17 protein-coding genes and 1 pseudogene are annotated in these 16,176 nt (G+C 64.5%); 12 read left to right on the top strand and 6 right to left on the bottom strand.

Annotated elements, in window-relative coordinates:
* A pseudogene (locus AC1DSF_RS26710) lies at window positions 1-181 on the top strand (L-idonate 5-dehydrogenase); the annotation flags it as partial.
* A gap of 10 nt (window positions 182-191) precedes the next feature.
* Here the strand turns inward: AC1DSF_RS26710 and AC1DSF_RS26715 are convergent.
* On the bottom strand, window positions 192-1,091 hold the full coding sequence (locus AC1DSF_RS26715; protein ID WP_478183765.1) for a sterol desaturase family protein: 900 nt from the start codon (window positions 1,089-1,091) through the stop codon (window positions 192-194).
* A 107-nt stretch (window positions 1,092-1,198) separates the two neighbouring features.
* Here AC1DSF_RS26715 and AC1DSF_RS26720 point away from each other — a divergent pair, with 107 nt between their 5' ends.
* Complete coding sequence (locus AC1DSF_RS26720; RefSeq protein WP_478128136.1) at window positions 1,199-2,176, top strand: LysR family transcriptional regulator; 978 nt, start codon at window positions 1,199-1,201, stop codon at window positions 2,174-2,176.
* Window positions 2,177-2,189: 13 nt separating this feature from the next.
* On the opposite strand, the gene AC1DSF_RS26725 is transcribed toward AC1DSF_RS26720, so the two are convergent.
* The 5 genes from AC1DSF_RS26725 to AC1DSF_RS26745 are packed head-to-tail and all read right to left on the bottom strand — an operon-like array spanning window position 2,190 to window position 7,521.
* A complete protein-coding gene (locus AC1DSF_RS26725) occupies window positions 2,190-2,789 on the bottom strand; it encodes a HupE/UreJ family protein (RefSeq protein ID WP_478128137.1) in 600 nt (199 codons plus the stop codon).
* A 28-nt stretch (window positions 2,790-2,817) separates the two neighbouring features.
* Window positions 2,818-3,063 carry a hypothetical protein gene (locus AC1DSF_RS26730; RefSeq protein ID WP_478128138.1) on the bottom strand — a complete coding sequence of 82 codons (246 nt, stop codon included), beginning with the start codon at window positions 3,061-3,063 and terminating at the stop codon, window positions 2,818-2,820.
* Between the two features lie 40 nt (window positions 3,064-3,103).
* Window positions 3,104-4,237 carry a hypothetical protein gene (locus tag AC1DSF_RS26735; RefSeq protein ID WP_478128139.1) on the bottom strand — a complete coding sequence of 378 codons (1,134 nt, stop codon included), beginning with the start codon at window positions 4,235-4,237 and terminating at the stop codon, window positions 3,104-3,106.
* Window positions 4,234-5,739 (bottom strand): DUF4331 family protein, encoded by a 1,506-nt coding sequence (locus AC1DSF_RS26740; RefSeq protein ID WP_478128140.1) that lies wholly within the window; start codon window positions 5,737-5,739, stop codon window positions 4,234-4,236. Before AC1DSF_RS26740 ends, AC1DSF_RS26735 begins: the two co-directional genes overlap by 4 nt.
* Before the next feature lie 12 nt (window positions 5,740-5,751).
* Window positions 5,752-7,521, bottom strand: a complete 1,770-nt coding sequence (locus AC1DSF_RS26745; RefSeq protein WP_478128141.1) for a di-heme-cytochrome C peroxidase — start codon at window positions 7,519-7,521, stop codon at window positions 5,752-5,754.
* Between the two features lie 387 nt (window positions 7,522-7,908).
* Here AC1DSF_RS26745 and AC1DSF_RS26750 point away from each other — a divergent pair, with 387 nt between their 5' ends.
* The 10 genes from AC1DSF_RS26750 to AC1DSF_RS26795 all read left to right on the top strand — a co-directional run bounded on the left by AC1DSF_RS26750 (window position 7,909) and on the right by AC1DSF_RS26795 (window position 16,171).
* Window positions 7,909-8,232, top strand: a complete 324-nt coding sequence (locus AC1DSF_RS26750) for a cell envelope biogenesis protein TolA (RefSeq protein WP_478128142.1) — start codon at window positions 7,909-7,911, stop codon at window positions 8,230-8,232.
* 72 nt (window positions 8,233-8,304) lie between these two features.
* On the top strand, window positions 8,305-9,174 hold the full coding sequence (locus AC1DSF_RS26755; RefSeq protein WP_478128143.1) for a DUF2092 domain-containing protein: 870 nt from the start codon (window positions 8,305-8,307) through the stop codon (window positions 9,172-9,174).
* 22 nt (window positions 9,175-9,196) lie between these two features.
* Entirely contained in the window at window positions 9,197-9,805 is a 609-nt protein-coding gene (locus AC1DSF_RS26760; RefSeq protein ID WP_478128144.1) for a hypothetical protein, read from the top strand.
* Between the two features lie 29 nt (window positions 9,806-9,834).
* Entirely contained in the window at window positions 9,835-10,233 is a 399-nt protein-coding gene (locus tag AC1DSF_RS26765; protein WP_478128145.1) for a hypothetical protein, read from the top strand.
* 12 nt (window positions 10,234-10,245) lie between these two features.
* Window positions 10,246-10,716 (top strand): (2Fe-2S)-binding protein, encoded by a 471-nt coding sequence (locus AC1DSF_RS26770; RefSeq protein WP_478128146.1) that lies wholly within the window; start codon window positions 10,246-10,248, stop codon window positions 10,714-10,716.
* A 10-nt stretch (window positions 10,717-10,726) separates the two neighbouring features.
* The gene (locus tag AC1DSF_RS26775) at window positions 10,727-12,967 is read left to right on the top strand and encodes a xanthine dehydrogenase family protein molybdopterin-binding subunit (protein ID WP_478128147.1); all 2,241 of its coding nucleotides are present in this window, start codon (window positions 10,727-10,729) and stop codon (window positions 12,965-12,967) included.
* Between the two features lie 8 nt (window positions 12,968-12,975).
* The gene (locus tag AC1DSF_RS26780) at window positions 12,976-13,203 is read left to right on the top strand and encodes a hypothetical protein (RefSeq protein WP_478128148.1); all 228 of its coding nucleotides are present in this window, start codon (window positions 12,976-12,978) and stop codon (window positions 13,201-13,203) included.
* Window positions 13,196-13,756 carry a cupredoxin domain-containing protein gene (locus AC1DSF_RS26785; RefSeq protein ID WP_478128149.1) on the top strand — a complete coding sequence of 187 codons (561 nt, stop codon included), beginning with the start codon at window positions 13,196-13,198 and terminating at the stop codon, window positions 13,754-13,756. Before AC1DSF_RS26780 ends, AC1DSF_RS26785 begins: the two co-directional genes overlap by 8 nt.
* A complete protein-coding gene (locus AC1DSF_RS26790; protein WP_478128150.1) occupies window positions 13,746-15,365 on the top strand; it encodes a cbb3-type cytochrome c oxidase subunit I in 1,620 nt (539 codons plus the stop codon). The genes AC1DSF_RS26785 and AC1DSF_RS26790 overlap by 11 nt, the downstream gene beginning before the upstream one ends.
* Window positions 15,362-16,171 carry a c-type cytochrome gene (locus tag AC1DSF_RS26795; protein WP_478128151.1) on the top strand — a complete coding sequence of 270 codons (810 nt, stop codon included), beginning with the start codon at window positions 15,362-15,364 and terminating at the stop codon, window positions 16,169-16,171. The genes AC1DSF_RS26790 and AC1DSF_RS26795 overlap by 4 nt, the downstream gene beginning before the upstream one ends.
* Window positions 16,172-16,176: the final 5 nt, after the last annotated feature.

A 16,176-nucleotide genomic window follows, 5' to 3' on the forward strand; every position in this document is an offset into this window, starting at 1 on the left:
TCTTCGTGGAGCCTTCCGCTTTCACGAGGAATTCGCGGTCGCCGTCGAGCTGCTCAACAAGGGGCTGGTCGACGTCAAGCCGCTGATATCGGCAACCCTGTCGTACCGCGATTCGGCCCGCGCCTTTGCGCTGGCGGCCGATCGTACGCAGGCGATGAAAGTGCTGCTGAACTTCGAGTGACGCGTGCGTATTACTTGCTCATGACCGCGTCGGTGGCGTCCGTGGCTTGCGGGGCTTGGGGGTCTTCGTATGCCCTGCCGCCCGGAACCAGCGCCGAGTGAGCGCGCCGCGAGTGGATCAGCGGGTAGAACATCTCGACGAACCAGCKCTCCTTGCCGAAGACCAGATCGTCGTTGAGACCCACCTTGGGCGGATAGCGGCGGGTGATCTTGGCTGTGCCGAAGAGCATGTCCCACACGAACAGCAGGTTGCCGAAATTGCCCTTGTAGTGCCCGACGCCGTCGTCGTTGGTGAGCGCGTGGTGCGCCCAGTGTGTGGCGGGTGTCGAGATCGTGCGTTCGAGCACCCAGGCGAGGGGATTCAGCCACTTGATGCGATAGAGCGGCGCATCCCATGGCACGGCACTATGGGCACCCAGGATCACTGCGAGCTTGATCACGATGTAGACGAGGTAGGCGTTCCCGAAGCCCAGGTAGATCAGCACGCCGGAAGCCCACAGGCCGGGCATCATCAGGTAGTAGAAGAAGTTGTTGCGGTACGTGATGCGGATGCTCATGTAGTGCGCGGTGTGGTGCGCCCGGTGCAGCGGCCAGAGCAGCGGCGAATGCGAGATGCGATGCCACCAGTACTGCGTCATGTCGTCCGCCACCAGCAGGATCGCGCCCATGGCCCACCACGGCAGGTGCGCCCATGCGCCGCGCTGGCCGGGCATGGCCAGTTCGCTCAGCTTGCCCGTCACGCCGAAGATGAAGGGCTGGGACACCGCCAGCAGCGAAAGGAACATGAACAGTTCCAGCTTGGTGTCGTCCTTGGTTGCATTGAAGTGCGCGTGCTTGCCGGAGCGGATCTCCAGCACGGCAAAGAACAGGATGATCGCGACGAGCACGACGTTTTGGATCAGGTTCACCAGGTTGTCTCCTTGGCTTTGATTCGGCGGGCCGGGGTCCTGTGACTGAACGCCGGGCTCTTTGGGGGCTTGATGGAGGCGATTGTTGAGGCGAACCCCGATTGAGTCCAATGCATAGTTCGTCCACGATCCATGCAGTGGATGCAATCGGACCGAAGGAGCAGTTCATGGATCTCAAGCGCTGGACACACATCGTCGCCGTCGCCGACCGGCGAAGCTTCATCCGGGCTGCCGAGCAGGTGCATCTGAGTCAACCGGCACTGACGCGCAGCATCCAGGCAGCCGAAGCCGAACTAGGCCTGCAGCTTTTCGATCGCGGCGCGCTGGAGGTGGTCCCGACGCCGGCGGGTGAGTTCGTGGTCGCACGTGCGCGCCAACTGGTGTTCAACAGCCGCTGCCTGGAGCGCGACGTCGAGCTGTACCGCAGCCGTGCCTTGGGCGACACGGCATTCGGCATCGGCCCGTTTCCCGCGGTCACCTTCCTGAAGCCGCTGTTGGCAGCGATGCGGCGGGAATATCCGGCGATCAACCTGCGTGTCGAGGTCAGCAACTGGCAGCTCTTGCTGAAGCGCCTGCTCGAGGAAGACATCGAATTCTTCGTTGCCGAGACCAGGGACCTGCCGTCGGAACCCAACCTGCATGTTCAGGGATTGCGCAACGATCCGGGCGGCTTCTTCGTGCGCGACGGACATCCATTGACCCAATGCGGCTCCGTCCCGCTGGAGCAGCTTTGGGAGCACGGCGTGCTTTCGGTCCGGCTTCCCAAGGCAGTGCGCGCGGTGCTGTCCGGCCTTCTTGGCCTTGGCTCGGCTGAGGCGCTCTCGCTGGCCCTGGAATGCGACGACTTCGATGTGTTGAAGGACGTGGCGCTGGAGAGCGACTCGGTACTGGCTGCGACGCATGCCTCCGTGGCGCGAGAGGTCGCCTCCGGCAGACTTCACCTGCTGAAAGTCACGGGCCTGCCCGCCGTCGCGACCGAGATGGGTCTGGTCACTTTGCGCGGACGCACGCCGTCCCCCATGGCCGAGCTCATCATCGGCCGGTTGGCGAGAAATGAGCTTACCGGCGTCCGGACGCTTCGCGCGTAGATGCCCTCATCCGTCAGCGGATGCCGATCAATCCGGCGCCGAGAAGGACCACTGAAAGGCCTGCCAGCCTGGGCCACCACGGCTGGGCACGGCGCAAGCCGGCGCCCAGGGCGATACCGGATACATGCAGCAGGATAGATGCTGCAAGCATGCCCGCCAGCGCGAATGCCGCGTCGGACTGGTCCGCCAGTTCGCTGCCGTGTGCGTGGCCGTGGAACAGCGCGAAGAGACCGACGACCATCGCCGCCATGGGCGCGGGCAGCCGGTACTGTGTCATGACGAGCAGGCCGAGCACCAGCAGCGACACGGCGATCGACGATTCGACAGCCGGCAGTTGCACGCCGGCCATTCCCAGGAGCGCTCCCAGCAGCATCATCAGCGCAAAGGCCGATGGGGCGACCCACAGGTCAGCCCGACTGCGCGCTGTGAGTGCGGTCCAGAGCCCGACGGCCAGCATCGCAGCCAGATGGTCGGCGCCGGTCAATGGATGCAGGAACCCGGCAGCAAAGCCGTGATGGAGCCCTGCATCGGCGCCGGTATGGGCCATTGCCGCGAAAGGCAGGAGCGCGGACAGCCAGAGCGCTGCCCGAGTCGTTTGGTGAACAAGCTTCATGTCGTTGGTCCTCGGTCCTTGCTGATGCTCAGCGCCAAGCGCCTCGCCAGTTCCTGTCGATGGCGATCCATCCGATCGAGTCGCCGCCCGACGCCTGCGCCGGGCTTGCCGGGTCTTCGCTACGGTCCCAACCGACGATCCGGAAATCGAAGGAGGGTTGTCCTTTCATCGCTTGCAGCGGCGTCGCGGCGACCCAGGCGCTGAAAGAGGCGAAGGCACCGCCGGCAGCGGCGGCACCGCTGCCGAGCACAAAAGTCCTGCGATCGATGGGCATGGCCGATCTCCGTTTGATCCGTTTGGAAGTCCGCGAGCCGCTAAGGCATGGCCGCGAGCGGCGATTGCCTGAAGGCCGATGTCGATCCCCATTGCACCCGCGCCGCAGCCAGGATGCCTTGGGCCGCCAGCGTCTCTCCAGCATTGCTGGCGGCATCATGCGCCTTCTCGAACGCGCGCAGGGTCTGCCGGTTTGCCAGGTCGACGCGGGTCAGCTCGAAGGCTCTGCGTGAATCGCCGCCGCTGCCGGCGTAGAACTCCGCCGCGTGGTCCGCAAAGGCGAGGGGGTGCCGAGCCAGCAAGCGCTCGAAGCCACTGCGAGCGGCCTCCGACTGCGTCTCGGCCTCCGCGGATCGGCCCAGCGCGAGCGCCACATCGGAAAGGCGCCAACTCACTTCCGGGTCGCCGCTCGGAAGCGCTGGAACCAGCAACGCTCGCGCTTGCGGAGCGCAGTTCTCGGACAGACGAATCTCGGCAAGGTGTACGCGCGCCTTGACGTAGCCGGGCACGTACTCGATCGCCTTGGCATACCAGCGAGCCGCGCGCTCCGTCTGCGCTTGCGGCACGCGTTCGCCCCACAGCACGCCGAGTTGAAAGCACACCCAGGCGACTGCGAAAGGAGAGACATCGCTGTAGGCGCCCAAGCCCCTGCAGTAGGCGCGTTCGGCCTCATCGAATTCACCGAGGTCGGCAAGCAGCGAGCCCAGAGGCACCCAGTCTTCAAGGCGGCCTGAGTGCGCGGCGAGGCGCAGCCTGCGCTCCAGCAAGGGCTCGAGCGATACGCCGCATGCCTGGTCGATGCTCATTTCGAGTCGATCGGTGGCCTCCGCCGGACATCCTCGCTCCCCCGCACGCGCAAGAAAACCCCTCGCATCCGAAAACCGGTGCGTGGATGCAGCCACTTGTCCGTTGATGAGTGCCGTGCGAGCGGAGCCCTCATCGACCCGCATCAGGTGGCTCGCCATTTGCTCCAGCCGGTCGAAGGCATCGAGATCGCCCAGGTATTGCGCGTTCAGTTGCTCTTGCTCGATGAGTGCTTCGGCGATGCCCGGCCTCAGCGGCGCTTGCCAGAAGCGGCTCCATGATTGCGCGAGCGTGCTGCGCAGGTTGATCGCGGCGATCACGCCATCGGTCGCCTGCACGGGGCTCGTCGCGAGATCGGGCTCGGCGATCATGAGGCGGCGCCGAACCGAGGCTTCAGGCTGTCGAGGCCGGTCTTCAGCAGCGTGGAGCTGATGGTCTTGACGATGAGATCCGGCTGTCCGCCCGGCATGTATTGCACGCGCCATTCGACCGAACTGCCGCTGCCCTTGGGCTTGACGTCCAGCATGCCGGTGTAGTCGGTGGCAGGAATGCCAGCGATGGACGTGTAGCGATAGTTGCGCTGTGCGTCGTCCATCGCGTCAAGCCTTTCGATGATCTGCTTGCCGTCGATGGTCTCGATCGTGCGCAATTGACCCACACCGGTGCCTGTCAACTTGATGCTTGCGATCAACGGATGCCACTGGCCCCCGAAGCCGCCAATGAGTGCCCAGACTTGCTCAGGCGGCGCGGCAAGGTCGACGGAGAAGGCCAGGTTCTGGAGTTCCGCGTTGGGGGACGCGAGGTAGGGGAAGGTTGTGGTGCCGGGTTTTGTCGCGCCAGCCGAGCCGCCCTGCAGGAATTCGCGATCGTGGTTGACCATCCATGTGAGGAGGATGTCGATGACATCGGCGTTCACGGTGCGGCCGCCGCCTGTCTGATAGGGCCGACCGGCGAGCGTGCTCTTCTCGATTTCCATATGGCTGGTATCGGTCGTAGGCTTCGTCACGTCGATCACCATGAAGTCGTCGAGGAACATGTTCGCGTTGGCTGCCAATGCAGCCGGGGTCCAGTCTTGTTTGCCGTCGCGCATGTCCCAGTTCTTCAGGCTGTCGACCATGCGCTTGCGGAACACGGGCATCAACTCCTCCGAAATCGCGAAGGGAGTCTGCTGGTTCCACAAGTCACGCACATCGTCAGTGCCTTCCATGCCGTTGTTGTTCAGGCGCATGTTGGTCTGTTCTGGGCGGCCGACCCAATCGATGCGCGGCGGCTCATGACCGATGAAGCCGCCCGGCTTGGGTATCGGAATGGTTTCGGCGACTACGCCGAAGAGCGGTCCCTTGGCCGGCTCCAGCACACGCCGAGTGTCGAACTCGATGAGGAAGCTCAGCACGTTGTCGTGCTGAAGCAGATTGGGGAAGCGCTTGAGTTCGGCCACGATCCAGGCCAGGTAGAACGGATCGGAGCGAAGGCCCGCGAACACGCGGTAGGTGCCGTCGGCGGAGGTCGCTCCTTTTTCGTCATCGACGACGAAGCGGAGCGTTTGCCCGCCCGGCAGCGTGCAGGTGCCTCGTTGCACGGGCCGCTTGCCTTCCGGTGCATGCTCAAGCACATCGAAGCGAAACGTGAAGCGAAGCTCCGGATCGCTCGGCCTGAACTTGGTCGACTCGCCGGTACCGGCAATGGTCAGGCGCCGGATGACGATCGCATGGTCGATGGCGTTGGAGAACATCGCCTGGGTGCCGGCGGACGGAAACACGTTGGCCGCGAGGACGGTGCGGTTCGGGTCGGTCGGGCTGACGAAGGCAAAAAGATCGGTGAGGTCTGCCGAGGGATCACCGATCTGGCGTGGGCCGTCGACGTGGTCGGACATCGTTGCGCCCCGCTACTTGCGTGACCACTGGCTGGTGCCAGTCACCGCGTTAGGTGGGCCACCGAATGGCGTCGCGCGGCCCGGTTCCTCAGGGATCGACTTCAGGTATTCGACCAACTCCCAGCGTTGCGAATCTGTCAGCAAGGGGCCGATGATGCCGTTGCCGAGCGGGCCGTTCTCGAACGAATGTCCGGCATTCGAATTGCCCCGCAGTTCGGTGTCGAGCAAAAAGGAGCCGCTCTTGCCGCTGGTGTCCAGACCGACCTTGACCGGATCGAACTCGCGGCCCACGTAAAACTTCTTGGTCCGCTCCTTGGCTGGGACCAGCATTTCATAGAGATTGGGCACCGAGCCGTTGTGCATGAAGGGTGGGGTCGCCCATACGCCGTCGCGCGGCGCCGCCTTGTACGCTTCTTCCATCTGGCGGGGCGGCGGCAGTTCGCGATAGCCGTGCAGATTGATGGTCTGCTGTTCGTCGAGCTTCAGTTGCGACAACGCCTTGTCCAGCACGAGCTTCTGGGTGATCAGGTAGAGAGCGCCCGTCGGGATGATCTCCTTGTCCTTGAAAGGCCCCGGCAGATAGGGCGCGAGATTGGCGGTGATGGCATAGGGGCGCAGGTTGTCGAACTGGCCCGGGTCGGTGCCGACGTACTTCTGCGGGACCACGCCGACCTCCAGGAAGCGCTTGCCGTATTTATTCGGCGCAGTCCACGTATAGGGCCAGGCGTTGTGGCAACTCGCGCAATGCGTGGAGAACAGTTCCTTGCCGGCAGCTGCCTTCTGGCGGTCGATCTGCCCGAAAACCTCCTCGGGCCATTTCGGCGGCGCGAGCCGCGTCAACTGGTTCTCGATCTGCTGCAAATTGAGAAGCTGCGCATTCGAATCGAAGAGTCCTTCCTGTGGCGTCTTCGAGTGCAGGTTCATCGGGAGATAGACACCCATTGATTCAACGAGATTGCGATTGATCGGGTCTTGCTGCGAGGCGCGCCACTGGGTCCAGGTGCCGTGAGGGGCATTCCACAAGAACGGAGGCTTGGTCGGCGCGAGCGGGGTAGACGAGTTCTGCGGGATATTGGGCTCGATCGCCAGCAAGCGATTCACGATGGCGGAAATCGCGTCGATACGAGACGGTCCCCAGGCAGTCGGCGTTGCGAGCGTGCGTGTGCGGTAGTCGTGAATCGGAACGGCTTCGCGCTCGAAGCGCTTGCCCAATTCACTCTTCGCCTCCGCGCTCATGGCCCCGAGCTTGGTCGCCAGCCGGTCGAACTTCTGCTTGTCCGCCAGGGTGGCCTGCATGGCATCGTCAAGGGCGCTCACGTAGCCCAGCATATCGAAGGTATTGGCCACACCCCCGTCGATGCGTATGCGTTTTCCCTGGTAGTTCAGTTGAGCGTTGTGGCATGCGGCGCAGTTCAGGCCGATCTGCACGTCCTCCACACCGTTGCCCTTCTTGATGATCGTCTTGCTCAAGCCGATCGGCAACGCATCGGGATTGTTCTGCGGGTCGGCTGGCTGGGTGATCAGGCCGAACCGGTCGCTGTTGGCATCCGAGCGGAAGAGATCCTTGGCACCCGCCACCTCGAGATTCATGAAAAGGTCATAGGACATCACCGCCGAGCCTTGCGACACCTGGTAGTACCAGGCTCGCTCCGCAGGCGTCCAACCTTGGTCGAGGAAGATGACCGGGCCCTGCGAACCGGTCTCGGCCTGTGCTGCCGCGCCTTGCAGCGCCAGCCCCAGGACGAGAGTGCATCCAGGAACAAACAGGAGTCTGCGTTGCATGAAGGTACTCCAGACGATGACCACCGACCACGACCACGACCATAAGCATGGGCTTTCCGCCCGGGCCTGATGCGGCATTCTGAAACGGCTGGTTTGGGCGGCCTATCCCGGCAGCTACGTAACGGCACGTACGTGGCAATTGCACGTGTACAACGCCCGCCGAATGCGTGATCGACATGAAGAGGGAATTCCTTGATGATCCCGTGGCGCGGCCAACCACGTACGTGCAAGTACGTGCTGGCCCGGCTGGATTTGCGGAACAGCCGCTTTCACAATGAATTCACCGCACACCATGGCGGATGAAGTGGACGTCGCATCGCAAGGCCGGAGTCGTGAAGGTTCTTCATGGCTCTGGGACGCTTCAACTATTCACCAAAGGAAAACATGATGAGCAAACTACTCGCAGTCTTGATCGCCGGCCTCTTCGCAGCTGGCGCCTATGCTCAGAATCCTGCCGGCGCGTCCTCGCAGGAGCAGGAGATCACCAACAGCAAACCCCAGGAGAGGGCACAGGCCAAAGCCAACGCGCGTCCGCAGGACAAGGTCAAGAAGGTGGGCGGCGACGAATTGAAGTCGTCCGAAAACGATGCGATCGGCACCGGCAAGTCCGCCAGCGCCGGCCAGGCAAAGATCCAGTCGCGCGACAAGAAGCACCCCAACCGGAAGCAGGCGCCGCAGGGCGGAACGCCTGACATGGCGGGCGCCAAGTAAGAGCCAAGCTATACAAAAGCCGCCGCTGCAATGCACAGGCGGCGCAACGGGGCCGGCCGGAAGGAGATGTCAGTGAAAACGCGATTTCAAATCCTAGCCAAGGCGGTGTTGCTTGCCGTGAGCCTGACGTTCGCCGTCGGAGCCAGCGCGCAGGCAACGCCTGCCAGGACCTCTGCACCAAAGGGCAAGGCCGCAAAGCCCGCGGCCGAGCTGGAACCGCAGGTGATGGACTTGCTGCAGGCGATGAGCAAGGCCCTCACTGCATCGTCTTCGATGGCTTTCACTGCCGTCGCGACCTATGAAAGCCCCACGGAGGTCGGTCCGCCGCTGGCGTTCAACACGGTCTCCGAAGTGTTGGTGCAGCGGCCGAACAAGCTGCGCGTCATCACGACGGGCGACGGCAGGGCTTCCGAGTACTACTACGACGGCAAGACCTTGACGGCATTCGCGCCGTCCGAAAACCTGGTCGCCGTCACCAACGCTCCGCCCACCATCGACGGCATGCTCGAAGCGGCGTTCAAGCAATCCGCCATCTATTTCCCCTTCGCGGATGTTCTGGGCGCGGACCCCTTCAAGAACATCACCGAAGGGGTGACCAAGGCCTTCTACATCGGATCTTCAACGGCGGTCGGCGGCACGACGACCGACGTGATCGCCGTGGCCAGCGACGAACTGTTCATGCAGATATGGATCGGCACGGAGGACAAGCTGCCGCGAAGGTTGCGGGCCACCTACCGGGGCGATCCGCTGCTGCTGCGCCACCAGGTCGATCTGTCTAACTGGAAGCTCGATCCCGTGATTGCCGCCGAGGCGTTCGCGTCGGTCAATGCCGCCAACGCCAGGAAGATCCCGTTCGCCACGCCGCAACCAGTCTCCGCTGCGGCGAACGCCAAAGCCAAGGGGAAGGCGAGGAGCGGCGGCAAGGCGAGCGACGCGCCGTGAAGCACATGGAAGGACTCTCGAAATGAAAACGATGAAAACCCTCCTTCCCCTGCTCGCCGCTGCGATCCTGGCCACCGGGTTCCACACCAGCGCGTCGGCCTGGGCGCGAGCGAACGCCTGGGGCGGGCGCAGCGCGGGCGGATTCGGCGGCTTCACGCACGACAACGCTTTCGGCGGCAGCACCACGCACAGCTGGTATGGCGGCACCAGCCACACCAACCGGTACGGCGGAACGACCACCGGAGCCTATGGATACGGCGCCGTACACACCACGGCCGGCGGCTTCACGACCTATCACCCACCGGCCTACGGAGCCGGCGGCTACGCGCCTTACTACCGGCCCGTCGGTGTGCCGTACTACCACCCGGGCTGCTACTACAGCTGCGGCGGCGCTGTCGCCGCGGGCGCGGTCGCGGGACTGGCAGTGGGGGCGGTTGCGGGGGCCGCGGTCGCCAATGCCAATGCCGCCGTCATTCCCGCCTACCCGCTGGGTGCGCACTTCTCGGCACTGCCGACGGGCGCTGTCTATGTGGACCGCGGCGGCGTCACCTACTACCAGATCGGCAACTCCTGGTTCAGGCCGGCGTTCGGCGCCAACGGCGTCTACTACAGCGTCGTGCCGGCGCCCTGACCGGGCCCCGACTATCGCCGGAACCCATCATGGTGGATGCGATGCTCGATGTGTGGACACGTGTCTGGGACGACATCACGAGCGGCCGGCATGCACCGCTCGCCTTCCGGTTCATTCTCCAGCCGGCCGTTGCCGCCTTCTTTGCCATCAGGGCCGGAAGGAAAGATGCGCGGGAAGGGCTGCCGCTCTACATGTGGGCGCTCGTGCAGGACCGCGCGCAGAGAAAGGTCCTGCTGCGCGAGGGCTGGCGGCACATCGGCAAGGTGTTCATCTTCGCGATCATCATGGACGGCATCTACCAGTTCATCTCGGTTCGCTGGTTCTATCCGGGTGAGGCCGTGATCGTCGCGGTGGTGCTTGCAGTGCTGCCTTATCTGGTGTTTCGCAGCGTGGTCAATCGCATTCTTCGGCACCGAACGCACAGCTGAGCGGGCGGAACCATGACCACTTCCATTTCGTTGACGGTCAATGGCAAGCCCGAGGTTCTGCAGACGGATGATCCGGCCATGCCCCTGCTGTATGCATTGCGCAATCAGCTGGGCTTGCATGGCATGCACTTCGGCTGCGGACTGGCGCAGTGCGGCGCCTGCACCGTTCACTACGACGGCGAGCCGCTGCGCAGTTGCGTGATGCCCGTCTCGGCCGTCGCTGGCGCGCACATCGTGACGCTGGAGGGGCTCGGCACACCGGAGAAGCCGCATCCGCTGCAACAGGCCTTCGTCGACGAACAGGCGGCGCAATGCGGCTATTGCATCAACGGGATGATCATGCAGGCGGCGGGGCTGCTTGCGAACACGCCGCATCCGACCGAGCAACAGGTGCGCCAGGCGCTGGCGGGCAATCTTTGCAAGTGCGGCACCCACGTGCGCATCCTGCGTGCCGTGATGCGAGTGGCGGACAAGAAGGCCTGAAGAGTTCGCAATGACCTCCTCCGCGCAGATGCACCTGTCCCGTCGCGCGATGCTGAAAGCCGGCGGCGCGCTGGCGGTCAGCTTTGCGATCCATTGCCCGGCCGAGGCGGCGAACGAGGACCGCGAGGCGGCTTCCACTGCCGCCGGCAGGACCGTGTCGCCCACTGAGGTCGACGGCTTCATCGTCATCGATGCGCAAGGACGCGTAACCCTCTACAGCGGGAAGGTGGAGTTGGGCACGGGTGTGCTCACCGCGATGACGCAGATCGCCGCCGAGGAGCTGTCGGTGCCGTTCGATCGTGTGACGACGGTGCAGGGCGACACACTGCTCACCCCAGACCAGAGGCCGACCTATGCAAGTCTGTCGGTGCAGGAAGGCGGCATGCAGATTCGCCGTGCGGCAGCGACGGCGCGCGAGGCATTGATCGATCGTGCGGCGCAAAAGCTTGGTGTCGCAAAGACGACGCTGCGAGCGCAAGACGGCCGGATCGAATCCCTGGCAGGCGGAGCGGGCCTGTCCTACGAGCAACTGTTGACCGGCCAGAGCCTCTCGATGAAGGTCGACCCGCAGGTCCGGCTCAAGGATCCCAAGGACTACACGATCGTCGGAAAGACTGTTCCTCGGCTCGACGTTCCTGCCAAGATCTACGGCCAGTTCGGCTTCGTACACGATGTCAAGGTGGCGGGCATGCTGCATGCGCGCATGGTGCATCCGGCCGCGATGGGCGCCACGCTGGAGTCGTTCGACGATGGGCCTTGCAAGCGCATCCCTGGCTATGTGCAGGCGGTGCGCAAGGGCAACCTTCTCGCCGTCGTGGCGAGCGACGAATGGGCGGCGATCCGGGCGTCGACCGCCATTCAGGCGCACTGGAGTGCCTGGGCGGGGCTTCCCGACGACACGCGGCTGGTCGAGTATCAGCGCGGCGCAAAGGTCGATCGCAAGGAAGTGCTGCAACACATCGGCGGTGCGTCCAGCGGAGTGAGCCATGCGGGCCGCCAGTTGCAGGCCACCTATGACTTCCCGCTCAATACGCACGGCTCCATCGGCCCCTCCTGCGCGGTCGCCGAATTCAAGGACGGACAGCTCACGGTCTGGACGCCTTCGCAAGCGAGTCACCTGTTGCAGAAGCAGTTGGCCACCATGCTGCGGCTCGCGCCGGAGAAGGTCCGCTGCATCTATGTCGAGGGCGCCGGCTGCTATGGCCGCAATGGCTCGGACGACTGCACATCGGAGGCCGCGATCATTGCCGTGGAGATCGGCCGCCCGGTGCGGCTGCAGTGGATGCGCAACGACGAACACGGCTGGGACCCCAAGGGGCCGCCAACGCTGATGGACTACCGGGCAAGCATCGACGCGCAAGGAAAGATCGCGGCGTGGGAGGCAGACATCTATCTGCCGGAACGCCCGATGAAGCGCTCGGGCGTGACCTTGCTCGGCGCCGTGCTGGCGGGTCTGCCGCGCTATGGACCGGACTCGGGCATCTACGACCCGGGATTGGGCATTCCTTATGCGATCGAGAACAGCCAGCTCACAGCGAATTGGCTCGTCGATGCGCCACTTCCCGCAGCATGGATCCGCGCACCCGGGCGCATGCAGAACACCTTCGGCAACGAAAGCTTTCTTGACGAGATCGCCGCGGCCGCCGGGGCCGATCCCTTCGACATTCGCACGCGTCACCTGACCGACAGCAGGGGGCTGGAACTGATGGAGCGGCTGCGAAAGTTCGCGAACTGGCAGCCTCGCGGATCGCGTGCGCGCGACTCTGGCGATGTGGCACAAGGGCGCGGCGTGTCATATGCAAAGTACGAACTCGTGCGCACCTACGTCGGCGTGGTCGCGGATGTGGAGGTGCATCGCCAGACCGGCGCAATCAAGGTGAATCGCGTCTTCGTCGCTCACGACTGCGGACAGGTCATCAACCCCGATGGCTTGCGCAATCAGATTGAAGGCAATGTCGTGCAGACGGTGAGCCGAACGCTGGTCGAGCAGCTCACCTTCAGCCGCAGCGCCGTCACCAGCCTGAACTGGGAGAGCTATCCCATCCTCACCTTTCCGGATGTTCCGGAAGTGCTCGTCGAGCTGATCGATCGACCGACCGAAGTTCCCTGGGGTGCGGGCGAACCGACGACCTCGGTGATCCCGTCAGCGATCGCCAATGCCGTTTTCGATGCGACCGGCGCGCGAGTGCGGTCGGTTCCCTTCAGGCCCGCGGTGGTGCTCGCGGCCTTGAAGCAAGCGGACAACAAGTAGGCAACCGCATGCACCCCCTGGACCCCTTGGACCCCATCGACCGCAGCGATTACATCTCCGCTTCGTCCTTGAGGGAGAACGTCGCCTTCTTCGGCACCGAGCGCGAGCTCGCCAAGATCGGCGATGCCGGCCCGCGCGGTGCGTTCGCGGTCGCCGGGTTGGCGGTGTTCATCCTGCTCGCGCTGTGGTTTGCCTTTTTCTTCTTTGTCTTTGCGCCGCGAGGCAGCGTTGGCTGATCCTGGCGAAAACCTTCTTGCAGGCGTGACCGATGCGTCCGAGCGCAGATGGGCGCAGGTAGTCGCCGTGGTCGTGGCGCTGGTGGTGACCGTCATGATCTACAGCGGCCTGCACTGGACCGCCGTGGCCCCATCGAACGTGGAGACGATCGAGCCCGGCACGCTGCATCTTTCCGGCGAGTTCGTCGAAGGCAACCTGGGCACGGCCATCCGGCCCGACCGATCGGCCGTGGTGCGGATCGTCGCGCAGCAATACTCCTTCGTGCCGGGTTGCATCGTGGTGCCGACCGACACGCCGGTCACCTTCAGGGTGACCAGTCCGGACGTGGTGCACGGCTTCCTGATCGCGGGCACCAACGTCAACACGATGGTGGTGCCCGGCTATGTCGCCGAGGTCCGGACCCGTTTCGACAGGCCCGGCGAGCACGTCATGCCGTGCCATGAGTACTGCAGCGTGGGACACGAAGGCATGTGGGCCCGCGTGAAGGTGCTCGACAGGCTCGAGTTCGAGCGCCTGCACGGCGGCCAGGGGAGGGCCTCCTGTGCAGGGTAGCAACAGGCTCGTCCTTGCCCACCTCTGGGCGGCGTTCGCAGCCCTGGGGCTCGCGATTCCGCTCGGTGCATGGCAGATGCTGGTGCGCAGCCCGCTGCATCGGTGGGTCGATCCGGAGCGCTACTACGCCGCTGTCACTGCACACGGCAGCACGCTGGCCTACATCTTTCCGACGCTGATCGCGATGGGCTTCGGCTATGCCGTGTGCGCGGTGTCGCTCGGGCGTCCGATGCACGGCATTCGCCTCGCGTGGGCATCGCTGTGGCTCGTGATCGGCGGCGCAGTGGTTGCGCTTGCCACGGTGGCAGCGGGCAGGGCGACGGTGCTCTACACCTTCTATCCGCCGCTGCTCGGAAGCGCCTGGTATTACCTCGGCGTACTGACGGCGGTCGCGGGCTCGTGGATCTGGGTCGGCCTCATGGTTTCGCATTTCAGGCGCTGGAAGCGCGACCATCCCGGGCTGCCGGTTCCGCTGGCAATGTTTGCCACGACAGCTGCCGCATTGCTCTGGGCATGGACGTCGCTGGGAGTGGGTTCGGAGATCATCTTCATCATCCTGCCGAACGCATTCGGCTGGACAGCGTCGATGGACCCCGGCCTGGCGCGGATTCTCTTTTCATGGACGCTGCATGCCATCGTCTATTTCTGGCTGATGCCCGCATACATCGCCTTCTACGTCCTGCTGCCGCAGGCGGCGGGCGGGCGGCTCTACAGCGACCTGATGGGCCGCATCGCCTTCCTGCAGTTGCTTGTCTTCTCGATGCCGATCGGGCTGCATCACCTCTTCGTGGATCCGCAGATCGGCGCGGGATTCAAGTTCCTGCATGCGGTGTTCACCGGCATGGTCGCCGTGCCGACGCTGCTCACGATCTTCACCATCTGCGCATCGCTGGAGATTGCAGGACGCCTGCGTGGCGGGCGGGGCGTGTTCGGGTGGGTGGCGGCACTGCCGTGGGATCGGCCACTGGTGCTGGCATCCGGCCTGTCCCTTTTGATGCTGGGGCTGGGCGGCGCGGGCGGGCTCATCAACATGAGCTATGCGATGAACGCGACGGTGCACAACACGCAGTTCGTCACGGCGCATTTCCACCTGATCTTCGGCGGAGCCGTGGTCATCATGTACTTCGCGATTGCCTATGAGCTCTGGCCGCGACTGACAGGGCGCAGCTTGCCGACGAGGCTCATGCTTGTGCAACTGTGGACCTGGTTTGCCGGCATGCTGATCGTGACGCTGCCGTGGCATGTGGTCGGCATCATGGGACAGCCGCGGCGCATGTCCTACTACGACTATTCGGACCCGGCGCTGGCGCCGCAAGCCATCTGGGTCGCGATATCGGCCATCGGCGGCTTCGTTCTCGTGTTTTCGACACTGCTGCTCATCGTTACGCTCCTGGCATCGCACAGGAGGCCTGCCAGCGCCGCGCAGACCCCCCTGCTGTTCTCGCTCGCGCTCAACCCGCCGCGCCGACTGCCCGCGTCCCTGAACGGCTTCGGCATCTGGATGCTGCTCGTGGCGGCGTTGACGATCACCAACTACGGCTTTCCGCTGGCGCAGGCACTGCTCATGCAGCACAGCGGCGTGGCACCGTACCCTGTCGGACCCCGATGAACCCCGGCAGCGCAGCTCCTTCGCGAGACCACCGCTTTGCGGTGTGGATCGGCGCGACGGCGGCGCTCTTTGTTGCGGCGGCACTGGTCGGCTTCGTATGGATGCCCACCGTGCAGGCCGGCCGCAACTCGCCCGGTTGGTGGGATGCCATCTGCAGTGCGGTCGGGTTGCCGACGCGCGACGTGCAGAGCGGCGCCGCAGTGACAGGCAAACCTGCTTCCGAGGTTGCATGGACCGCGGCCACGCGGCAGTTGCTGGCAAGCGGCAATGCAAGTCATGGCGCCGTGCTGGCGGCCGCATCGTGCAATGCCTGCCATGGGCAAGCAGGCGTGAGCGACGACGCCATCTTTCCCAACCTGGCGGGGCAGAGCGCCGCATCGATCTACAAACAGCTGCAGGACTTCAAGAGCGGAATGCGGGCGGCAGCAGTGATGGGCCCCTATGCCGCTCCCTTGAGCGATGACGACATGCGAGATCTCGCGGCGCATTACGCGTCGTTGCCGCATGCGGTCGCGCGGACGCCGGATACGCCACGCCCCGGCGATGCAACCCTGCGGCTGATCGAGTTCGGTGATCCGATGCGCGGCATCGTCGCTTGCGCCGCCTGCCATGGCCCGCTGGGGTTCACCACCGCAGCGCCTCCGCTGCATGGGCAGCAACGCGCCTATCTCGAAGCTCAACTGCAAGCACTTGCGGGCGGACGGCGGCACAACGACATCAGCGCGCAGATGCGAAGCATCGCCCGCAGCCTTACGCCCCAGGAAATCAATTCACTGGCCGCGCACTATGCAGGCGTGGACAAATGAAAAGG

This window comes from Variovorax sp. 01N429 (genome assembly GCF_056399425.1).